The following is an 18,200-nucleotide window of genomic DNA, read 5'->3' as shown; positions in this document are numbered from 1 at the left end:
ACTCCTGAATTTCAGGAAGAAGCCGTCCGTAGGATAACGGAACTCGGTTTTTCCGTTGCCGAAGTATCCGACCGTCTGAGCGTTTCTGCGCACAGCCTCTACAAAGAAAAGTCCGCGCGGTACTTTGCAAGGGAACCTGACTGAAGTATGTTTTATCAAGGAACACCGCACTGTATGGAGTATGATGACAATTTGTCGGTTACTGAATGTTGCCCGGGCTGTGTTCAGTACGTAGCTGCATAAACCAGTCTGGGGTGTCATAAGCCTGATGATGCTTATCCGCGGCTCATATTCACTGAGAGGAGGCGTATACGGTTATCGGCGGAATCATGGCAATTTGAACGAAATCGGGGAAACCTGCAGTCAAAAGCGCGTGGGCCACATCATGCAATTGAATCGAATTCAAGCGGTACGTGGCTATAAAGCACCATGTAGTGTCGCTGGCCGACCATCAGTGGTCGCTCCTAATCGTGTGCAGCCGCAGTTTACCGTTGTTCGGCCAGTCAGGTACGGGTCACAGACATCCTTTATATCCGCACTTGTAAGGATGGCTATATCTGGCGGTGGTTATCGATCTCTTCGCCCGTAATGTGTTCAGCTGATCGATAAGGCCCACTCTCTCATGCGTACTCTCTCGCTCGACGCGCTGATGATGACCGTCTGGCGTTGAAAACCTGAAAGCGAGGTCATTATACATAGCGATCAAAGGTAGCCAGTATGGCAGTGATGGCAGGCAGCGCTTCTGCCGGGCCAATAACCTCGCCTCGGGCATGAGCCAGCCATGGCAACCGCTAGGATAATGCGGTGGATGAATCGTTCTTCAGTTCACTGAAAAAGATCGCATCAGGAAGATAATATACGAAACCCGGGGTCTGGCCCGGGCGGACATCTTGGATTACATTGAAGTGTTCTATAACCGGGCCCGGAGCCACAGTCATCTCGGCGGTGTCAGTCCGGAGGCCTTTGAGCAAGCCTCGTCGTGAGGACAGAATTTGTCAACTGTCGTGGGGTCAGTCCAGATTGATATAGAAGGATACCGAAGAATGAGTATAAAAAATGAGGCGAATGAAAGATTTTTTCATAAGCACCCTGAACAAACAGAGCTTGCTGACAGCTTAGATGAAGCATTTAATGTTACTTTTGGAAACCAACACGGAGGAATGTTTGTTTGGCTTTTGGAGCCAAAACAACAGATTATTGAAAGATTTGGCTTGCAAAAAGAGATCATAGCATTCTATTCTCCACATAACAAAACTGACGCAAGAACTTTAACTAATATCGAAAATTTTTCCTCCTCCCCTGACTTTAGGCATAGGGTTGATAAGGTTGTAGCTTTTGTAATTCATGAGGGTGATGCTGAGAGCACTACTGAATTGTTAAATCAAACGGTTGATTGGATTATAATTGCCGTCCATGCAAATGAATTAAGAAATAAACAAAGAGGTACTTTTTTCCTACGTGCAAGATTGGCAGAAAGAATCGGTTCATTTGATTTATATGGCATTTCATCACCAATTAAGCATGATAAATATTTTTATGGCCGAGACAGACTTGTTCAGGAGATAATACAAAGAGTTACATCGAGAGGGGAGAATTCTGGGATTTTTGGCTTAAGGAAAACAGGTAAAACCTCAGTTCTTTTTGCATTGCAGAGACGGCTTCATGATAAAAATGTTTTAGTCGAATATATGGACTGCCAAAGCCCAGGATTGTATGGTTCCCGTTGGTGGCAGTTACTTAGAGAAATAGCCAGTAGATTATGTTCCTCAATGGATCTGAAATTTGGTATCAAAGTGAAAGATGATGGAATCTATGATAGGGATAATGCTTCAAATAGTTTCAACCATATTATAAAAAGAATACTTGGTTATCAAAAAATACAACAAGTCTGCCTGTTATTCGATGAGATTGAATTTATAACTCCTGGAGTTAGCAATAACCTCGGACAGCATTGGGATGATGATTTTGTTCCATTTTGGCAGACTGTACGTTCTGTTTCACAGGAAATAAACAGTAAATTGGTATTCGTTACTGCTGGGGTAAACCCTTCCAGTGTTGAGCAATCACACTTCTTAAAAGTACAGAATCCAATATTCCAATTAGCCATTCCGTATTATTTGGAACCACTTTCAAAAGATTTCATTCGAGAAATGGTCAGAACGATAGGAAAGTATTCTGGCTTCACTTACGAAGAAGATTGCTATGAATTTTTGAAATCAGCTTATGGCGGACATCCCTACTTAGTTCGCCTGGCATGTAGTGAAGTTATTCGTTCCAAGGGAGCCGTACCCACAGACAGAACAATAAAAATCACAGTTGATGATTTTGAAAAAGCACAAAACTCTATTAGGCAACGTCTTTCACGACCGATAAAAGACATATTGTTATCATTAGTTTGGTGGTATCCAGACGAATACGAACTATTGTTGATATTAGCTGATGGTGATACTGACTTCGTATTATCATACTTAAAAGAAAGCCCGGAAAAAACTGTCCAGTTTGTAAAATATGGTTTAGTTCGTGATGATAATGGAAACTTTGCCATAAAAGACCTTCTAATTTTCCTGAGGGATTATGGGATTTCATATAAAAATGAAATCTCCCCTTTTAAAAGAGGAGATCTACCTCTCGAATTACTACCTGAAGAGCCAAATCTTGCCGACCTAGCACTTTTATTTGATAAAAGAACTGAAATAGAGATCGCATTGAGAAAATATATTATAATGCTGCTTGGCTTTAAGTATGGGTTTGATGACAAACTAATATCTGATAGAATTATTAAAAGCTTAAAACAAAGACCCCAAGCCAAGGAATTGAGTGATCTTTTTATTGGGAGAAGGCCACAGGAGGCGATTAATGAAATATTTTTGTCGGATTTAAAAAGTATTTTTAAATCAAACTGGGAAGATGTAGGGGCTATTTTTGATAAAAAAGTTGAGCGATTTGAGATGAATATGGATACAATAAATATAGCAAGGCGATATGAAGCTCATGCAAAACCTGTACAACCAATCGATAGAGATGATTTTCTCAATAGCTATTCTTGGTTTAAAAATAGGCTTAGCAAAGTCCCTCAGATTTTTTAAAGGATACACAGATAAATATATTCCACTAGAGGTCTTTCACTGTTGATTAAACTAAAAGGGTCTTTTTGATAAGGCCCTTCTTTTATACTGTATTAGAAAATAACAACGTCCACTTTTCGCTCTGAATACACACAGCACTTTGTGCTTTTCCGCTCTGTGACAAGCTGTCGTTGCTAATCTCGTGCGGTGTTGGTATAAATGGAAAAATTCGAAGGTAAGGAGTTAAACATGCGCGAAGCTAAAATTGTGGATATGGCTATCAATAAGATAGCTCGCACACATTTCAGGAAGCAAGCCTACCGAGCAACTAAAACATATGAGCTTCATCAATTTGCGTCACTCTTTAATACCGAGCATCTCAATAAGCTTGCTAAATTACTTTTCATATCTGATCGACATGTTTTGGGCAACATGCATACGTATCATTATGCTGTAGACGTGGGTTGGATTGATAAAAAGCCGATTGCTGAATACGCAGCCCAGAGTTTATTCGAAAGAGTTGAGCTCGGGGATGCTCTGATCTTATACAACAACCATCTGATAGACAGCTCGTGGAAGTATCTCGGTACAGTTCATGAGCGAGCTGTCATCATTCAAGCAAAGATTACGAAAAACAAATCCCGGCAACCCAAAGTGACAGTGACTTTTGGTGATTCCTCAAATAAAGAATTTGCACTTTACAGTCGATGGCCAACGTTCCGCCTAAAGCGGAGAAAATCCTACACGCAAAAATTCAATCTTCCAGCACTAAATTATTTGAAAAACCCGTATCCGTATGCATTTTACCTTGCAGCAAGAAAATCTTACTCAAGACATTCAAACTGGCCCTGTCATTGGATGGGAGCTCCGTCGCAACTATCAGAAAAATGCGATATTTCCACAGGAGAGTTATTGCTTGCGCTTAAATCCGGCATGTTAGTTAATGGCTATCAGGTTGGCGCAGAACTTAATTCTAATCCATAATGGGCTCGTTTGGTTAGATTAATACTAATGGCGGTGGGCCTTGGCTGGACGAATAGAGGATGGAGTGGTCGTACCATCCCTACCAGAATGCAAGGAACTTATTTACAGCTTGTAACCCAACATCTGCCAACACTCATCCAAAAAAAATATTATACTAACTTTCTGTTGAGTTTGAATCAATCATTATTTAAACAGACAATTTCCGGTAAACACCAGAATAATATTGCAAGCAATCAATACTGGAAAGATCCCCCCCAAGGTAAGTTTATGGTATTGAGGATTACCAAAATCAGCTCAGAATTTACTCCCGAGTCAGAAAACTTCTTCGAGAGGTAACACTAAATTTCTTTTTTCCCTGTTGCCGTTGTCAGTATGATCTGCTAGCCGTTGATTAATATACGGCAATGTTAGTAATGCAATCTGAGCGTCAAGAATAATTGTGAATGTCCGCTGTTCGCTATAAGCGGACTGTAGTAGCATAACCACTACCGATAATGGCCGAATCATCTAACTTTGAGCAGGTCACAGAACCTCGTAGTATATCGAGGCGAAAGCATTTCCCGCTTCATCTGCCAGGCAGTCTGGACCCCCTGCCCTGCAAAATACAGAGTTCCTCTTCCGCCTTTCGCATTGAGATGATCGAGAACTTCCATCAGTTTCTCGCTATTCTTCCGTGGTGCATTGTCGTCGAAGAGGTTGAGCTGGGCCACGCCCTGACTGTAGAAATCCCCAAGCATCACGCCTGCTTTCTGATAGCGATGTCCGTCTCGCCATATTGCATCGAGGCATTTCGTCGCCGCGGTGATGATGTCCCGGCTGTCCTGGGTTGGAGTTAGCAGCTTTACCGATGCACTGTTCCCATAGTACGGCTCGTTCAGCGCAAAGGGGCTGGTTTTGACGAATGCAGAGATAAAGCGGCAGTACTGATGCTCGCCACGGAGTTTCTCCGCGGCGCGGGATGCGTACAAGCATATCGCCTGGCGCATCTCTTCGTAGGTGGAAATCCGCTGCCCAAAGCTGCGACTACAGACAATCTCCTGCTTTACCGGCGCGAACTCCTCCAGACCAAGGCAAGGCTCCCCACGCAATTCCCGCACGGTTCTTTCCAACACAACATTAAAATGTTTTCGGATAAAACGGATATCGGTATCCGCCAGCTGCAGCACAGTTTTAATCCCCATGGCCTCCAGTTTTTTACTGATGCGGCGCCCGACGCCCCAGACCTCATCCACCGGAAGCAAAGCCATCAACTTCCTCTGCCTTTCAAGATTAGACAGATCCACCACTCCTCCGGTCTGCCGCTGCCACTGTTTCGCCGCGTGATTGGCCAGCTTTGCCAGGGTTTTAGTCTGGGCTATGCCGACGCCGACCGTGAGGTGCGTCCTGCGTAGAACCGTCTCGCGAATTTCCCTGCCAAAATCGGTAAGATCGCGACAGTTACGCACACCAGTAAGATCGCAAAATGCCTCATCAATACTGTAAATTTCACAGCGTGGAGAGAGTTCCTCCAGCGTTGTCATCACTCGGTTGGACATATCGGCATAAAGCTCATAGTTGCTGCTAAACGCGATAATACCGTGCCGGCGAAACATGTCCTTTTGTTTGAAATAAGGTTCACCCATTTTGACGAAGGGCTTCGCCTCTGGCGAGCGGGCGATCACACAGCCGTCGTTGTTTGACAGAACGACCACCGGACGCCCTTTCAGGTCAGGACGAAATACGGTCTCGCACGATGCATAAAATGAATTCACATCACAAAGCGCAAACATCTTAGCCAGCTGATTTAATGATGTACGTAACCACCCCGAACACGTCGAGAGTGTCCTCACTACCGACGACTATTGGCGAATATGCAGGATTCATTGGGTTAAGCTGAACCCTTGGATGCAGTTGCAGCTTCTTAACGGTGAATTCCCCATCCACAGCAGCAATAACGATGTCGCCATGAACTGCGGTCCTTGAGCTATCCACGACCAGAAGATCACCTTCCCCTATGCCTGCGTCTTTCATGCTATCACCGGCAGCTTTGACAAAATACGTCGCGCTGGGGTGGTTAACCAGCAGCTCGTTCAGGTCGATACGCTGCTCAACATAATCCTGCGCTGGACTAGGAAAGCCGCACTGCACAAGGTCACTGTACAACGGGAGCAGCATGATCTGGCGTAACTCAACGGGCGTGTAGAACTGCATAATAAACTCGCTCACAAAATACTGTTTTTATATACAGTAGTTTCATTCGCTAATCTGATCAATAGAGGTTTCAACTATCAATCAGGAGCACAGAGGGGGAAACCAGTCACCTTTGAGCCCCTGATATTGGTTTCACTTAGTGATTATGTTGTCTATATGCCAGCTTTGAACTATCTTTTCTCAAAACCTGCTACTGCAAAATGGATATAAGATGTCACAGACGGACTTGCTGATTGTTGTTTTTACGCTGGGCATTTTAGCCTTTGGCTATTCCATATGGTTCATTTCGAACAGAATACTCTGCTCAATATTTCATAGACTTACAAAGAATATATGAATTGGGATGGTATAGACCCAAATTCATGGTCCTTGCTCCTCGACGTCGGAAGGTACTTACAGATCATCTTCGCTCTTAACCTATAACATCGGCACCTACTCCATGATGTAACAGCTCAGACCAGAAATATCTGGAAGCTTTAGGCATATTCTTGGAAGATAGACGAGCACAAAGACGCACACAGCAATGATGTTATGTAGTATTTTCCCCTTGAGTGTGCCTGCTCAAGGGGATTTTTTATCGCCGTATTGTACTGGCAAATATTTGTAAATCGTCTTCACTCCCACGCCTGTCACATCGGCCACACGCTACTGGACAGGCGCTTAGTCCGGTATGTTTCTCGCGCTACTACTGCTTACGTTAACGTCTGGTAATGATCTAGCGGCGCGACGTAAAGCGGCGTTGAAAGCAATTATAGTGACCGGCCGGCGATGGTACTTCACACGGTTAGAATGACTCTGAAATAAATAAACATCTTCTGGATAGCGTTCTCTTCTACGAGCAATCATCGCCTCCACTGGAGGGGTTGATTCAATACGTAGCTCCTTCAGGTGACCCTGTTTTCGTATCAGTAGCAAGTCACCATCAATATCATCATATCGAATACTCAGCAGCCTTCCAGCGCTTAAACCCGTGTGAAAAATTAACGCCCACAAGTCAGCCCATGTATCTGAGATGGAAACAAGATTGCTGTTAATAGTTAAAAATTGCTCAAAACTTATTGTTTTCTTACCGTTCACGAACAAACCAAACTGTTTTCAAAACTGAAATAACTTATTATCTCAAATGTTACATATCACGGGAAGGGCAGGAATTCTTGATCGCGGACGGCAGCAGGAAAGTATTTGTAGATCGTCTTCACTCCCACCCCTATCACATCTGCGATCTGGTGCCGGGTTGCGCCGTTCTCCAGCATTCTGCGGCATCTCTCCACCACTTCTTCAGTCATTACCCGGCGGCGTCCGCCTACTCTCCCCTGCTCCCTAGCTGCGGCTAAACCCGCTCGCGTACGCTCGACAATCAGCTCTCTTTCCATTTCCGCCAGGGCGCTCATAACGTGGAAGAAGAATCGCCCTGCTGGCGTCGAAGTGTCGATCGAGTCGGTAAGGCTGCGGAAATTCACCCCACGCGCCTGCAACTCTGACACGAGCGTAATCAGATCGCGCACGCTGCGGCCCAGCCGATCCAGTTTCCAGACCACCAGCACATCACCCGGGCGGAGCCGTCGCAGCGCTCGCTTCAAACCTGGCCGCCGGGCATTCTTCCCGCTGGCCATATCCTCGAAAACCAGCTCACATTCTGCGCGGATCAGCGCGTTTTTCTGTAAATCGAGGTTTTGATCCCCGGTTGATACCCTCGCATAGCCAATCAGCACGATCTAACTCCTTGAAATAGCTGATTGTAAAAAGCCGCGGCGATTCGCTCAAACCCTCGTTTGCGCGAAGCCTCTTTTTTGGAGCAAAAAACATGGCCTTTAACCCTGAGCTGGGGAGCACGTCTCCCGCGGTGCTGCTCGATAACGCTGAGCGCCTGGATAAGCTGGTCAATGGGCCTGCGCTGACTGAGCCGGATCGCGCTGGCGATGATCTGGATACCTGGCGCGGAATGATGGCGAAAAACGATGAGGTCAGGCAGAACCTGATCCCACTCAGCAAGCAGTATATGAATGAGGCGGCAGCGCAGGCAGATATCGCGAATATCCCCGTTGGCTCCACGACCTATGTTCGCAGCCAGGACGTCTGGGCGCTGGCGGATGAGTACATGAATAACGGCGGGACGCTGCAACCTACCGGGCGGAAAATGCCATCTCAGGAGCTGGTCAATATCATGACTGATTTGATCAGAGCAACGTTCAGCCAGAATGCGCCAGCGGGTATGTCTCTTGCCTTTATGGATGAACGGAAAAATTATTCGGTAGGGCTGGATGAGGCGGGCCGGTTGCTTGCCGGGTGGATTAAGGCGAATAAAGCAGAATTAAAAAAGCTCTCAGCGGATGAATTTATTTCGTCGATCATCTCGTCGTCACGTCTGAATATCGGGAATTCCGCTTTATCTGTAGTGGCTGACGGTAACGCTGTTTCAGTTTATGACACCCTTAAACGGCTTTGTTTTGCCATTAATAAAAAAGGGGTACTGAAATCAGGGAAGGCTGAGATCAACAATCTTACGATTGCCAGTATCTTAGGGTTACCAGCCAACGCCAGCATTTCTACTGCGACATTCCGCGATTTCGTTATGGCGTGGCGTGATACGTTAAATCGTCCGGCTGTGGGTATCAAAAAAAGCGGGGCATTTGCTGCGGGGAAAATTGAAGCGAATCATGGAGAGGTAAAATCACTGAAAGCCGAAACTCTGGAAGTTAAAGCGATTATTTCCCCGGAATTCCTGCGCTATTTCAATCAGTCCATTTACTCACGCCTGCCGGATATTGCCCATAAAATCGGATTCGGACAATCGCTCGCTGCGGGCGTAAATACTCAGGCGCTGATTACGATAGCCGCGCTGTATACCGCATTGCGTTTTATCGGTGGGGTACGGGCGCAGGATGGCTCCGGCACTTCGGCAGAAAACCATGCTCAGCTGGTTCCCTACGTCGAGACGTATAAAAACACCGATAACGGCCAGGCATGGGAAACCCCGATGGGGGCCAGCATTCGCGGCTGGTATGAACTCATGATTGCCGAGAACTATGGCTTTAACCCGGATGATCTGATCATTCTGGGTTCTGTTCCGGCGGAGGGCGGTCAGCCCATTGATGTGCTGGCGGCGTATCCCGGAAAGTACATGCAGCGAGTTTTCGATGATATCAGTTATGGTTACGCCCGCGCTCAGGAGCTCGGGAAAACCTACCGGCCTGTGGCGATGTACTGGATGCAGGGCGAAGCAGACCAGACGAAAGGCACCACCAAAGCAGACTATCAGGCTATTTTCGACACCATGCAACAGCGGATCGATGCCCACGCCTCGGCTGTGTGCGGCGAAGAAGTCCATGTGCCGATTTTTGTTTATCAGTTCAGCAGCTGGATAAACCGGACGCCGAACACAGCCTATCCCACCATTCCGATGGCGCTGCTGGAGCTGGCGCAGACACGCGAAAATGTGTACCTCACTAACCCGATGTACATTCACGACTACACGGATGGCGCGCATCTCACCGCCCGCAGCTCCTATATTCAGGGGCTGTATATTTCAGTGATGGAAAAGCGGGCGCTGATTGACGGCAAAACGGCAAAACCTCTGATGCCGGTTAGTCATCAACGCCAGGGCCGCGCCGCTACGGTGTGGCTGAATCCGGTGGGTCGGCTGAGCTTTGATACCAGCATTGTTTCTGATCCGGGTAATTATGGTTTCCGGCTGCTGCACCCTGACACACGTGCGATTATCCCGCTGACCAGCCTCAATATCCGTTATGACGCGGTGACTGTCTCAACGGCAGCGGATATCCCTGCCGGGGCCATTCTTCAGTATGCCTTTCACGGCGGCACCACCGGCCAGTCACCGGGCCGCCTGACCGGGCCGCGTGGCTGTCTGCGTGACAGCCAGGGCGACATTATCAGTTTTACCCTTAATAGCGAGGTTATCCGTATGGATAACTATTGCGTCATGTTTGAAATCACGTTGTGAGGTAATTATGTCTAATCAGGGATTATCTATTAATGTTGATGCTGTCTGGGATGATGACTGCATTATTGGATCGAGTTATCCGCAACCGTCTATCGCGAGCATTGCCACATTTGGCAGCCAGAACTTTGGGGCTATTTTTGGGGAAGAGCCAACCATAGTGGGGGCACCTGTCATCAACACGTACTGGTTTACGGGTGGTGTTGGTGCGGGGGGTTATGATCTGAAAGTCACGGATAACCCCGTTAAAACCATGATGGTGTTACTCCGGCCTAAAAGCACTACCAGAGCGCTGGGCATGGGTAACTATCTCGGCTCTGCCGTACAACCGCAGGGGGATACGTTTGTTTTTGAACCGGCGATTCCTCAAATCAGGGGGATTGTGGGGCGCTCAAGCGGAACAGCAACTGCCACCCTCGCGACTCCACTGGACACCAGTAAATTCCATCTGGTTTTCCTCGATGTGAATAACTCGATGCTTCAGCTTCATAAAATGACGAACAGTGAGCTGGTATCGACTGAACAGGTCGCTGTTACCGCCCGCGCAATCCCTGTTCCGAATAAGTCGATTTATGCTGGCTACTCCTATATTACGTCAGATTTTTTAGGCGCTGTGGATATTGCAATGACGGGGGTGTGGGCGGGCGGAATACTGTCGCAGGCCGAAAAAATGGATATGGTAGACCTCGTTACTCAGAGCTATGAAGGGATTTTATCTATAGCGTAAATCTGGACTCTCGAAGAGAACCATGAAGGCCAGCCAGGGCGATGATCCCCGGTGAATACCGGGGTAAATTAAACAGCCAGCCGTAATTAACTGAACCGGGAGGCACACAGGTTGTAATCGGCAGTCAGTATATCGGTGGCCGTCAGGCCGGATGTACCGACATCATCAATCCGTGCGCGATACAGCATACCTGTCCAGGACAACGGAAACGGATTGCTCGTTCCAACCCGGCGCGTAGTGGGCTCTCCGGGTGGTGTCACTGCCAGCGCAGATGTTGAGGTAAACACCACCACCTTATCGATATAGGCGCGAACGGTATGCTGCGTGCCATCCGCGCTGAACTCGCATTCAACGGCGAACTGATGCCGTCCTCCATCAAACAGGGGTAGCAGATTGCTGGTCACTACGTAGTTTTTACCACGTACGGCCAGCTCTATTTTGGTCGGTTGTCCGGTTGCATCGGTCGTCGGCACAACTGATAAAAGCGCATTCGCATAGCCGTTTGTTTCGGTCGTGGAAAAATGCAGGAGCTGGTTGTTGAACGTGGACAGGGACCCGGCTTTTGTTACTTTTACCCACGCCACAAACAGCCAGTGCGTATCGCTGACTTTCATGCAGCTGGCGGCATCCAGATCAAACCCGTCGTTTTTTACGCCAGCGAACACCATGCCTTTATTTGCTGCGCTGTAGGTTTTAGCCAGGGAAAACACCCCGGTGTGATCGTTATAGGTTAGATCGTGGATTATCGCTCCAGCAGCTAAATCTTTACCTCCTCCCATTGCGTCGACGGCCATATCAAATACGCTACGGGTACCTTTGTTAATGCTTTTATCGCGATAAAATTTCTTCCCGGTATCGTTAACCACTCCCTTTAACACTTCAATTCTTCCGCTCATTACAATACCCACCCTTTTAATTTCATAAAGTTGTAAACGAACTCGGCATTAACATCTGCTCCGGCATACAGCGCATACTCTGGTGTGACTGAACCCGATATACTCTGGCTGGGGTGCAAATTGTCGTAACGTAACGATCTCGGGGTTACGCCATTATTGATATCTTCGACATCTCCTGGTGACGTCGGATTATAATGATTCATGAAGTTTTGCAGCAGATCGACACCATTAATCTGGCAATAATTATCTGGAAAATTCTGTTTATATAAGTTATTTAAAATACGGACGTAATTATTATTGGTTGAACCCGTTGGCTCAGTCCCACCAGGAAAATCAGGCAATATCACAAATCGTTTTCCCACCGATTTAAGCCATGACACCATCGCCAGCGCGTTACTGATTATCAAATCAATCTCAGAAATGTTATTTCGACCCAGCCAGAAAATATTAATACACTCATCATGCTGATCGTACCTGGTTCCGCCCGGCGCACCGTTTGTTACTGAAAACCCTGTTATCGGATAAACGATCACCGGAGTGGGCACACTGACTGTCACCGCAGCGCCAGCAGCAGTCCTGGTAAACGTCGCATTCGTCCCGTCCCAGCCAAACATCCCGTCAATACCCGCAAAGGAGCAGGCAATACTGGTGGCGGCAGCATTACCAAAAATGCGATTTGGGCCGGGTTTAGCGGGGCTTAACGTCACTGCACCAGAGGCGGGGATGACACCGCCAGCAGGAGTGTAAAACGTTCGGGCAGCTCCCTGGCGGCTGGCGATACCTTCAGATGTCAGTCCAGACTTGCCAAAGTTGTAGGTATAAAGGCCTGTCAGCTGGGCGAGCCGTGAAAGAAAGCGGCCGTTCTCCATGAAACTGTGACCCCATCCAACCAGTTTTGGCCTGGCGATATAGGGATATTCTTTAAAGCCTGGGCCCTCGGCATAAAACAACCCGCCGGGGGCATTGTCGGCTCTGTCTGACGTCCATACGATCCGGTCCAGAATATCCGGCCGGGGATTCGTTTCGTTGCTGCTCCCTGTCGTTACGGCGATTTCTTTCTTATTCTCAGTATCATAAACGCGAACCTGTGATTTCCCGCTGGCGTCGATCTGCGTGAATGGTGCGTAGGGGTTAACTTTTGGCGGTTGTAAAGAAAACAGATAAGCCTGTTGCCATCCGATGGATCGCTGTATGTATTCATCCAGATCAAACTGAATGTTTTTATCTTCGTCCAGGATGACATATCTCGCGGGGTTCAGCTCATACTCACCCGATGCGGAGCTGAATTCCGTTGTACCGCTGAGCACTTCGAGGTTTGTTTTATCCATCGTTCCCAGGATACCAGCAGGATTAATACTCTTCCCGTTAACTGACAGGCCACAGAAATCAAATAAGCCGTTTTTCAGCGCGACCAGAATGTTGTATTCGCTGTCCACCACAACAGAATCGTATTCATCATTTAATTCTGTCATCGTCCTGAACGTCGTGGTTTCAGACAGCGCAACCAGGGGGGTCAATTTACTGACCACTATATCGGAGGGCATACGCCTGCCGGTCGCGGTGAGTGTGCCGCTGATATTGATGTATTCATCTGCGAGAGCATCGTCGGCTGTGCTACGAACGAACGTTGCAGAGCCAACCGGAATGTTTGCGATATCCGCCTGCGCTTCCGGGAGGGTCATATACTGACGGCTCAACGGAACCAGGTTGCGCCGGATATCGTCCAGCGTAGTCAAAATCCGCGACATGATACCTCGCCAGGTATCCAGATCAGCCCCGGAGCGGTCAGGGAAAACCAGTGCCAGGCTATTCAGCAAATTATCCAGGCGAGTGGCGTTATCGAGCAGCACCGCGGGCGACGTGCTCCCAAGTGGCGGATCAAAGGCCATGTTTTTTGCTCCAAAACGGTATTCGCCCAAACGAGGGTTTGAGCGAAAGAAAAGTTGAAAGGGATTTTTTCGGTATTAAGCAGCGTCGCCGGGGTATGTGGCGTCGTCGTACTGGTAGAAAATTTCTTTATATTCAGGTGCAGTAATCTGGCAGTTGCTGTCACCCGATGGAGCAACCTCCTGGACTACCCCATGCCGCGCACCCTTTTCACTGTCGCAGAACAATAACTTCGGCAGATCAATATCTGGGTCGTCCATAATCCAGTCGCCGGGATGCAGGTCGTCGTTGTACGGCACCGTCAGCGTGAAATCATCTACCCGTTGCGGCGTGAGCATTCGCGATGATGGTCGACCGTCCTGAAACTGTATCCAGCAGCGAGGATTCGCGTAGCTCCAGTCCAGTGGCTCCGTGACGTGCAGCGTAATTTCCTGGAAGTCGTAAATCATCGCGTCAATCAGGCAACTTTGGGTTTTCCCGGTTGGAATGTCGTCGGACAAAATGATGTGATCACCGAAGTCATGACACCATCCCAGCATTGAAGTCGTAGCCGTATACGTTCGGCGTTGGTGGAGATATTTCATTAACCGACGCATCCCGATACGCCAGGCGCGATCTGCAGTCATGGCAACATCAATGGTATATGCCTCCGTTTTGCGCGGAAAAGGATTTTCCGGCGTCCGGCACTGTACGGTTTCCTCCGCCCAGGTCACAGGGTTGATATATTTCACATCCACGCCATCAAAATCATCCTCCGACGGGACCCTGAATGACGTCTGCATTTCCTCGACGGTATCCTGAGGTGTAATGATCCCTGTCCAGCTTTTGACTCCCTCTCTCCCGACAGAAAGCAACCCGTCAGATAGCAGAAAATACCCCATGCCAGCCTCGGCTATTTTGTCGAAAATATCCTTTGCTGACGTGCTGTCACTGCTTGCCTGGTGATCAAAATATTCTCCCCTTGGCGTCCAGTAGGTGGCCTCCAGCGTACTGAGCCCCGCAATGTCGATCTGGTCGTCGCGATATCCCAGACTGCGGGCAAGATGCAGGAACGCACCGCTGATTGTCCTGTCACCACCGCCATCATAGTTTCGCGTGGCGACAACACTCACACGCTTGTCTGACTGCGCCGCCAGCTGGCCGCCGGTTTCAACCGTGATCCCTATTGTTGATATCCCTGCGTAGGAGGTTGGACGGGAAAGCAAACGACCTCTGAGCGCCTGCCAGAACATGCTGTCTCTCGCGTTGTTGCTCCCCTGCTCGTTACGGCGGCGGCATCTAACCTCCACCAGCCCGGGAGAGGACAGATCAAAACGCTCTGTAAAACCGAGGCCATTAACGTTTTTAAGCGCGTAAACCCCTGGCTTACTCGTCCACCCTGATCCGGAACCATAAACGCGATACTGGATTTCATACTCGACATGGCGGACCCGCTTATTCCCGTTGTTCTGGAACCCACAAATTCCGTTTGGGAAAGCAAAGTTGACCTCGAAGGCGTCCACAACTTCATTTTGCGGGCAGGCCAGAAAGGGGCCTAGCCAGGTTTCATTATCGTTAATACCAGACGCGGCAAAATCCACGACGGTACGGGTCATAAAGCCTGACCAGGTGCTGTCAACGACACCGTTAACCACACGCTGTACGGTCGCAGAGGGGCCATCAGTAGACGCTATCTGGTATTCGTTGCCACGATGCGCCAGGGAAATCCGCTGGGTTCCTTCCGGCAATCCGGAAAAGGCAGTGCCAGAATCGTATGCCAGCGTGACGCTGGCTGTTACCGCAGGGCTTCCGCCGCTGGAGGCTGCACCAGCAGTAAATACCGGGCTGTCACCAAATACTGACGCAGGCAGGAAAGATGACGTAATGGAACCGCCACGCCAGGGGCTGGAGATCTCGACGATACGTATCACGCCGCCATCATCCTGAGCAATGAGCCCCGAACCATTCAACCCGCCATTAATCGCTGCGAGCAAGCCAGACATTGTGCCGTAGTTGGCGACCAGAGATATGGTATAGGTGATACCCTGCCAGGTCAGAGCAAAGGTCTGGCTGGTTGTCGTAAAGTCATACGTTGACGGCGAGGCACTGGCGCGTAATACCGCAGTCGCTCCCCCTGTTCCCGGAACGGCGTCCTGGTGAGGGGTATACGTGGCGATCTGCAGGTCATAGTCAGTACCGTTAAACGTTAGGGTGACAGGCATTCCGCTGAATGGCGCAATCTCTGACACGACGTCGCCTGTCAGCACGTTAAAACCGCCCTCGATGGATACCTGATAATTCACTGGCGCTTTCAGGGTGACAATTGCACCGGCGATCCAGCCAGGAGGAAGTTTGTTCTCATCCTCGTCTTCATCATTATCATCATCGACATCGAGGCCAGAAAACGAGACAGAGGCACCGCTGACGGTCATGGCATCAGCAACGATATCACTGGCTTCAGGGGCAGTCTGAGCCATATCGAGGCCGCTGCCGCTCGACGTTCCACCAACTTCCGTTGAGTTGAACCATATCTCACTGCGACGATCCCCGGCCACATTATCGCCGGGCCCATAGCTGGTATATGAAAAGCCCTCGCCTAAGGTCAACGCCGGAGTTTCCCCTACCCGAAAATCTCCACCGGTATAGGAGAAACGCCCATATCCAAGGCAGACAAACATTTCTACCGTCATTCTGGTGGGATCAGCGGGGTCGAATCGCGTTACCGGCTGCACCAGGTAATCCGGATAAATCCGGTTTCGCCCAAAAGCCTCCCTAACGGGATCACCGAGTTTTGCGGTGTTTGCCCGCGCCGGGTTCAGATCCAGCGATGAAGCGTTACTGGATGAAAAACCGCCCAGCTCTGGTTTTGGGGCAAAGAATAATGCATAGGCCGTAGACGCAATGGATACGGCCACCGAAACCCACGCGACAATTTCAAGACCCGTGCCATAAGGAATGGGATATATCCGCACGTCACTGTCTGGCCGCAACAAACATAACGGCCATTCCGCCGGGGGGACTGCCTGGCCGTTCAGCTCGATCACGACAGGATGAGTTTTATCCTGTGAATAGCTCGGGACATTTCTGCTCATCCACTCATGCAGCGTCAGCACACCATGCTCGTGCGTTTCAAGGGGTTCACCCGGTAGCCGGGACGGGTAAAACTTTATCGTCATTGCCAGAACTCCACGCTGTTAAAGCGGCGGATAAATCGCGACAGAGGCAGAAACGTAACCCCCGAGCCTGGATTACATTCCGCGACCTGCAGCTGGTTATCGAGCATCACAACAATCCCAACATGGGAAACCGTTGAGCCCGAATAGCAGGCCACTCCGGCGCCTTCACACGGGGCACAACGTTTCAGCGAAAGCATCAGCTTTCTCGCTTCCCGGTCGAGGCCCCCGCCGTCTTTGGTCACACCTGCAAAATCCGGCCATTCAGGTAGCCCAAGGTCGCGACGTATCTCATTTACAATGCCGAAGCAGTCGAGCTGCGGAAATACGCGCCCGCCCTTCAGCCAGGTGACTGAACGGTATTTATCAGGATTAAACATATTTGCCTCAGGTTAGTAACGTAAGCCCGGATGCTCGGCGAGGTTGTAACGTTTACGGGGCCAGGCTGTTTTGAGGACATTCATATAGCCTGCCGTGACCTGAACTGCTGTCGGGGTCCAGGAGCCGGATTTGATATCGAGCGTATACGGTGATGATGCCGGAGCAGACAGATCGGATGAAATGTACCGCCGGAATGTCAGCGTGGCTGATTTCATTTCATCCAGAATTTTATCGATCGCCTCTGAAACCCGTCCGTCAATATTGCTGATAGCAAACTTTAAATCCTGTGTCCCGTCGGCGTTCCTGGCTGGTAAGGCGATATCTATCGCGCTGGCCTCAAACGTCACCGGCTGACCATTTTCCAGCGTCACTGAAACGTCATCCCAACCACTGGTTAGCCAGTAGTTATCATCGCCTGCTGATATCTGCAGCGTATCGTGAATAACCTCCGATCCGCTGCTGGCATATAGTCGCTCAAGAATTGTCATGCTTCGGCCACTCTCTGTTTAGCGCAATATCCAGTAACGACTGGCCCGCCAGCCATTCCGGGTAATTTCCCCAGCCTGAAGGCGGTAACGGGCGCTCCCATAATTCCAGCGTTGCGCTGTACTGCCAGTATTTTGGCGCGACCAGCGTCGGCCCTTCGTAAATATCCACGAACCTGGCTTTATAGGGCTTTACCCCTATTGGGGTTTGGAGTTTCAGATAGAACCAGGACTGGCCATCTTTAAGCGCATCCCTGAAAAACGCCTCAAACACCTGTGCCAGAGCATCAGTTTTAAAAATCCATTTAACCGATGCCTGGGTGGGTGTTGAGGTATATCGCCTTCGTTGTTGAGCGCGACCGGACGTCATCTCCGTTCGCAGTAAAGGTGATATGGGCTTAAACCCGTACCCGTCCATCAGCGGCATGGGCAGGTATTCGTCCGGGTAGAAAATATCTGCCATGAATATTCCCTC

The 18,200-nt window shown here is 49.2% G+C and carries 14 protein-coding genes and 1 pseudogene; 5 read left to right on the top strand and 10 right to left on the bottom strand.

Annotated elements, in window-relative coordinates; genetic code table 11:
- Positions 1–33 precede the first annotated feature (33 nt).
- The 3 genes and pseudogenes from ACLEXF_RS03075 (at position 34) to ACLEXF_RS03065 (ending at position 4,049) form a co-directional block, all read left to right on the top strand.
- Positions 34–983: pseudogene (locus tag ACLEXF_RS03075) on the top strand (IS3 family transposase).
- A 60-nt stretch (positions 984–1,043) separates the two neighbouring features.
- On the top strand, positions 1,044–3,086 hold the full coding sequence (locus tag ACLEXF_RS03070) for an AAA-like domain-containing protein (protein WP_047666522.1): 2,043 nt from the start codon (positions 1,044–1,046) through the stop codon (positions 3,084–3,086).
- A 228-nt stretch (positions 3,087–3,314) separates the two neighbouring features.
- Positions 3,315–4,049 (top strand): hypothetical protein, encoded by a 735-nt coding sequence (locus ACLEXF_RS03065; protein WP_423265725.1) that lies wholly within the window; start codon positions 3,315–3,317, stop codon positions 4,047–4,049.
- Positions 4,050–4,552: 503 nt separating this feature from the next.
- On the opposite strand, the gene ACLEXF_RS03060 is transcribed toward ACLEXF_RS03065, so the two are convergent.
- The 4 genes from ACLEXF_RS03060 to ACLEXF_RS03045 all read right to left on the bottom strand — a co-directional run bounded on the left by ACLEXF_RS03060 (position 4,553) and on the right by ACLEXF_RS03045 (position 7,951).
- Entirely contained in the window at positions 4,553–5,818 is a 1,266-nt protein-coding gene (locus ACLEXF_RS03060; protein ID WP_234978255.1) for a Y-family DNA polymerase, read from the bottom strand.
- 1 nt (position 5,819) lies between these two features.
- A complete protein-coding gene (locus ACLEXF_RS03055) occupies positions 5,820–6,239 on the bottom strand; it encodes a translesion error-prone DNA polymerase V autoproteolytic subunit (protein WP_004179627.1) in 420 nt (139 codons plus the stop codon).
- 660 nt (positions 6,240–6,899) lie between these two features.
- The gene (locus tag ACLEXF_RS03050) at positions 6,900–7,322 is read right to left on the bottom strand and encodes a hypothetical protein (RefSeq protein ID WP_323095842.1); all 423 of its coding nucleotides are present in this window, start codon (positions 7,320–7,322) and stop codon (positions 6,900–6,902) included.
- Between the two features lie 50 nt (positions 7,323–7,372).
- Positions 7,373–7,951: a recombinase family protein gene (locus tag ACLEXF_RS03045; RefSeq protein WP_087761577.1), complete on the bottom strand. Its 579-nt coding sequence runs from the start codon at positions 7,949–7,951 to the stop codon at positions 7,373–7,375.
- 92 nt (positions 7,952–8,043) lie between these two features.
- On the opposite strand from ACLEXF_RS03045, the gene ACLEXF_RS03040 reads away from it, so the two are divergent.
- Positions 8,044–10,200: a hypothetical protein gene (locus ACLEXF_RS03040; RefSeq protein WP_423265724.1), complete on the top strand. Its 2,157-nt coding sequence runs from the start codon at positions 8,044–8,046 to the stop codon at positions 10,198–10,200.
- 7 nt (positions 10,201–10,207) lie between these two features.
- Positions 10,208–10,924: a hypothetical protein gene (locus ACLEXF_RS03035; RefSeq protein ID WP_057214766.1), complete on the top strand. Its 717-nt coding sequence runs from the start codon at positions 10,208–10,210 to the stop codon at positions 10,922–10,924.
- An 86-nt stretch (positions 10,925–11,010) separates the two neighbouring features.
- Here the strand turns inward: ACLEXF_RS03035 and ACLEXF_RS03030 are convergent, their stop codons facing one another.
- The 6 genes from ACLEXF_RS03030 to ACLEXF_RS03005 form a co-directional block, all read right to left on the bottom strand.
- Positions 11,011–11,820: a hypothetical protein gene (locus ACLEXF_RS03030; RefSeq protein WP_423265723.1), complete on the bottom strand. Its 810-nt coding sequence runs from the start codon at positions 11,818–11,820 to the stop codon at positions 11,011–11,013.
- Complete coding sequence (locus tag ACLEXF_RS03025) at positions 11,820–13,709, bottom strand: hypothetical protein (RefSeq protein ID WP_423265722.1); 1,890 nt, start codon at positions 13,707–13,709, stop codon at positions 11,820–11,822. Before ACLEXF_RS03025 ends, ACLEXF_RS03030 begins: the two co-directional genes overlap by 1 nt.
- Positions 13,710–13,784: 75 nt before the next feature.
- Positions 13,785–16,862, bottom strand: coding sequence for a host specificity factor TipJ family phage tail protein (locus ACLEXF_RS03020; protein WP_423265721.1), 3,078 nt, complete (start codon positions 16,860–16,862; stop codon positions 13,785–13,787).
- The gene (locus ACLEXF_RS03015; RefSeq protein ID WP_046623869.1) at positions 16,859–17,239 is read right to left on the bottom strand and encodes a nitrite transporter; all 381 of its coding nucleotides are present in this window, start codon (positions 17,237–17,239) and stop codon (positions 16,859–16,861) included. Before ACLEXF_RS03015 ends, ACLEXF_RS03020 begins: the two co-directional genes overlap by 4 nt.
- A 12-nt stretch (positions 17,240–17,251) precedes the next feature.
- Entirely contained in the window at positions 17,252–17,728 is a 477-nt protein-coding gene (locus ACLEXF_RS03010; RefSeq protein ID WP_021441639.1) for a DUF1833 family protein, read from the bottom strand.
- Positions 17,715–18,188, bottom strand: a complete 474-nt coding sequence (locus tag ACLEXF_RS03005) for a hypothetical protein (RefSeq protein WP_004177132.1) — start codon at positions 18,186–18,188, stop codon at positions 17,715–17,717. Before ACLEXF_RS03005 ends, ACLEXF_RS03010 begins: the two co-directional genes overlap by 14 nt.
- Between the last annotated feature and the right edge of the window lie 12 nt (positions 18,189–18,200).

Source organism: Klebsiella pneumoniae complex sp. WS1778, from assembly GCF_049472055.1.
GTDB classification, from domain to species: domain Bacteria; phylum Pseudomonadota; class Gammaproteobacteria; order Enterobacterales; family Enterobacteriaceae; genus Klebsiella; species Klebsiella quasipneumoniae.
Note: the sequence above shows the minus strand (reverse complement) of the source record. Positions and strands in the feature narration are given on the sequence as shown.

Excerpts from the sequence above, each read along its gene's own strand:
- ACLEXF_RS03070 (WP_047666522.1), top strand. The coding sequence starts at position 1,044 with ATGAGTATAAAAAATGAGGCGAATGAAAGATTTTTTCATAAGCACCCT.
- ACLEXF_RS03065 (WP_423265725.1), top strand. The coding sequence starts at position 3,315 with ATGCGCGAAGCTAAAATTGTGGATATGGCTATCAATAAGATAGCTCGC.
- ACLEXF_RS03060 (WP_234978255.1), bottom strand. The coding sequence starts at position 5,818 with ATGTTTGCGCTTTGTGATGTGAATTCATTTTATGCATCGTGCGAGACC.
- ACLEXF_RS03055 (WP_004179627.1), bottom strand. The coding sequence starts at position 6,239 with ATGCAGTTCTACACGCCCGTTGAGTTACGCCAGATCATGCTGCTCCCG.
- ACLEXF_RS03040 (WP_423265724.1), top strand. The coding sequence starts at position 8,044 with ATGGCCTTTAACCCTGAGCTGGGGAGCACGTCTCCCGCGGTGCTGCTC.
- ACLEXF_RS03035 (WP_057214766.1), top strand. The coding sequence starts at position 10,208 with ATGTCTAATCAGGGATTATCTATTAATGTTGATGCTGTCTGGGATGAT.
- ACLEXF_RS03030 (WP_423265723.1), bottom strand. The coding sequence starts at position 11,820 with ATGAGCGGAAGAATTGAAGTGTTAAAGGGAGTGGTTAACGATACCGGG.
- ACLEXF_RS03025 (WP_423265722.1), bottom strand. The coding sequence starts at position 13,709 with ATGGCCTTTGATCCGCCACTTGGGAGCACGTCGCCCGCGGTGCTGCTC.
- ACLEXF_RS03020 (WP_423265721.1), bottom strand. The coding sequence starts at position 16,862 with ATGACGATAAAGTTTTACCCGTCCCGGCTACCGGGTGAACCCCTTGAA.
- ACLEXF_RS03015 (WP_046623869.1), bottom strand. The coding sequence starts at position 17,239 with ATGTTTAATCCTGATAAATACCGTTCAGTCACCTGGCTGAAGGGCGGG.
- ACLEXF_RS03010 (WP_021441639.1), bottom strand. The coding sequence starts at position 17,728 with ATGACAATTCTTGAGCGACTATATGCCAGCAGCGGATCGGAGGTTATT.
- ACLEXF_RS03005 (WP_004177132.1), bottom strand. The coding sequence starts at position 18,188 with ATGGCAGATATTTTCTACCCGGACGAATACCTGCCCATGCCGCTGATG.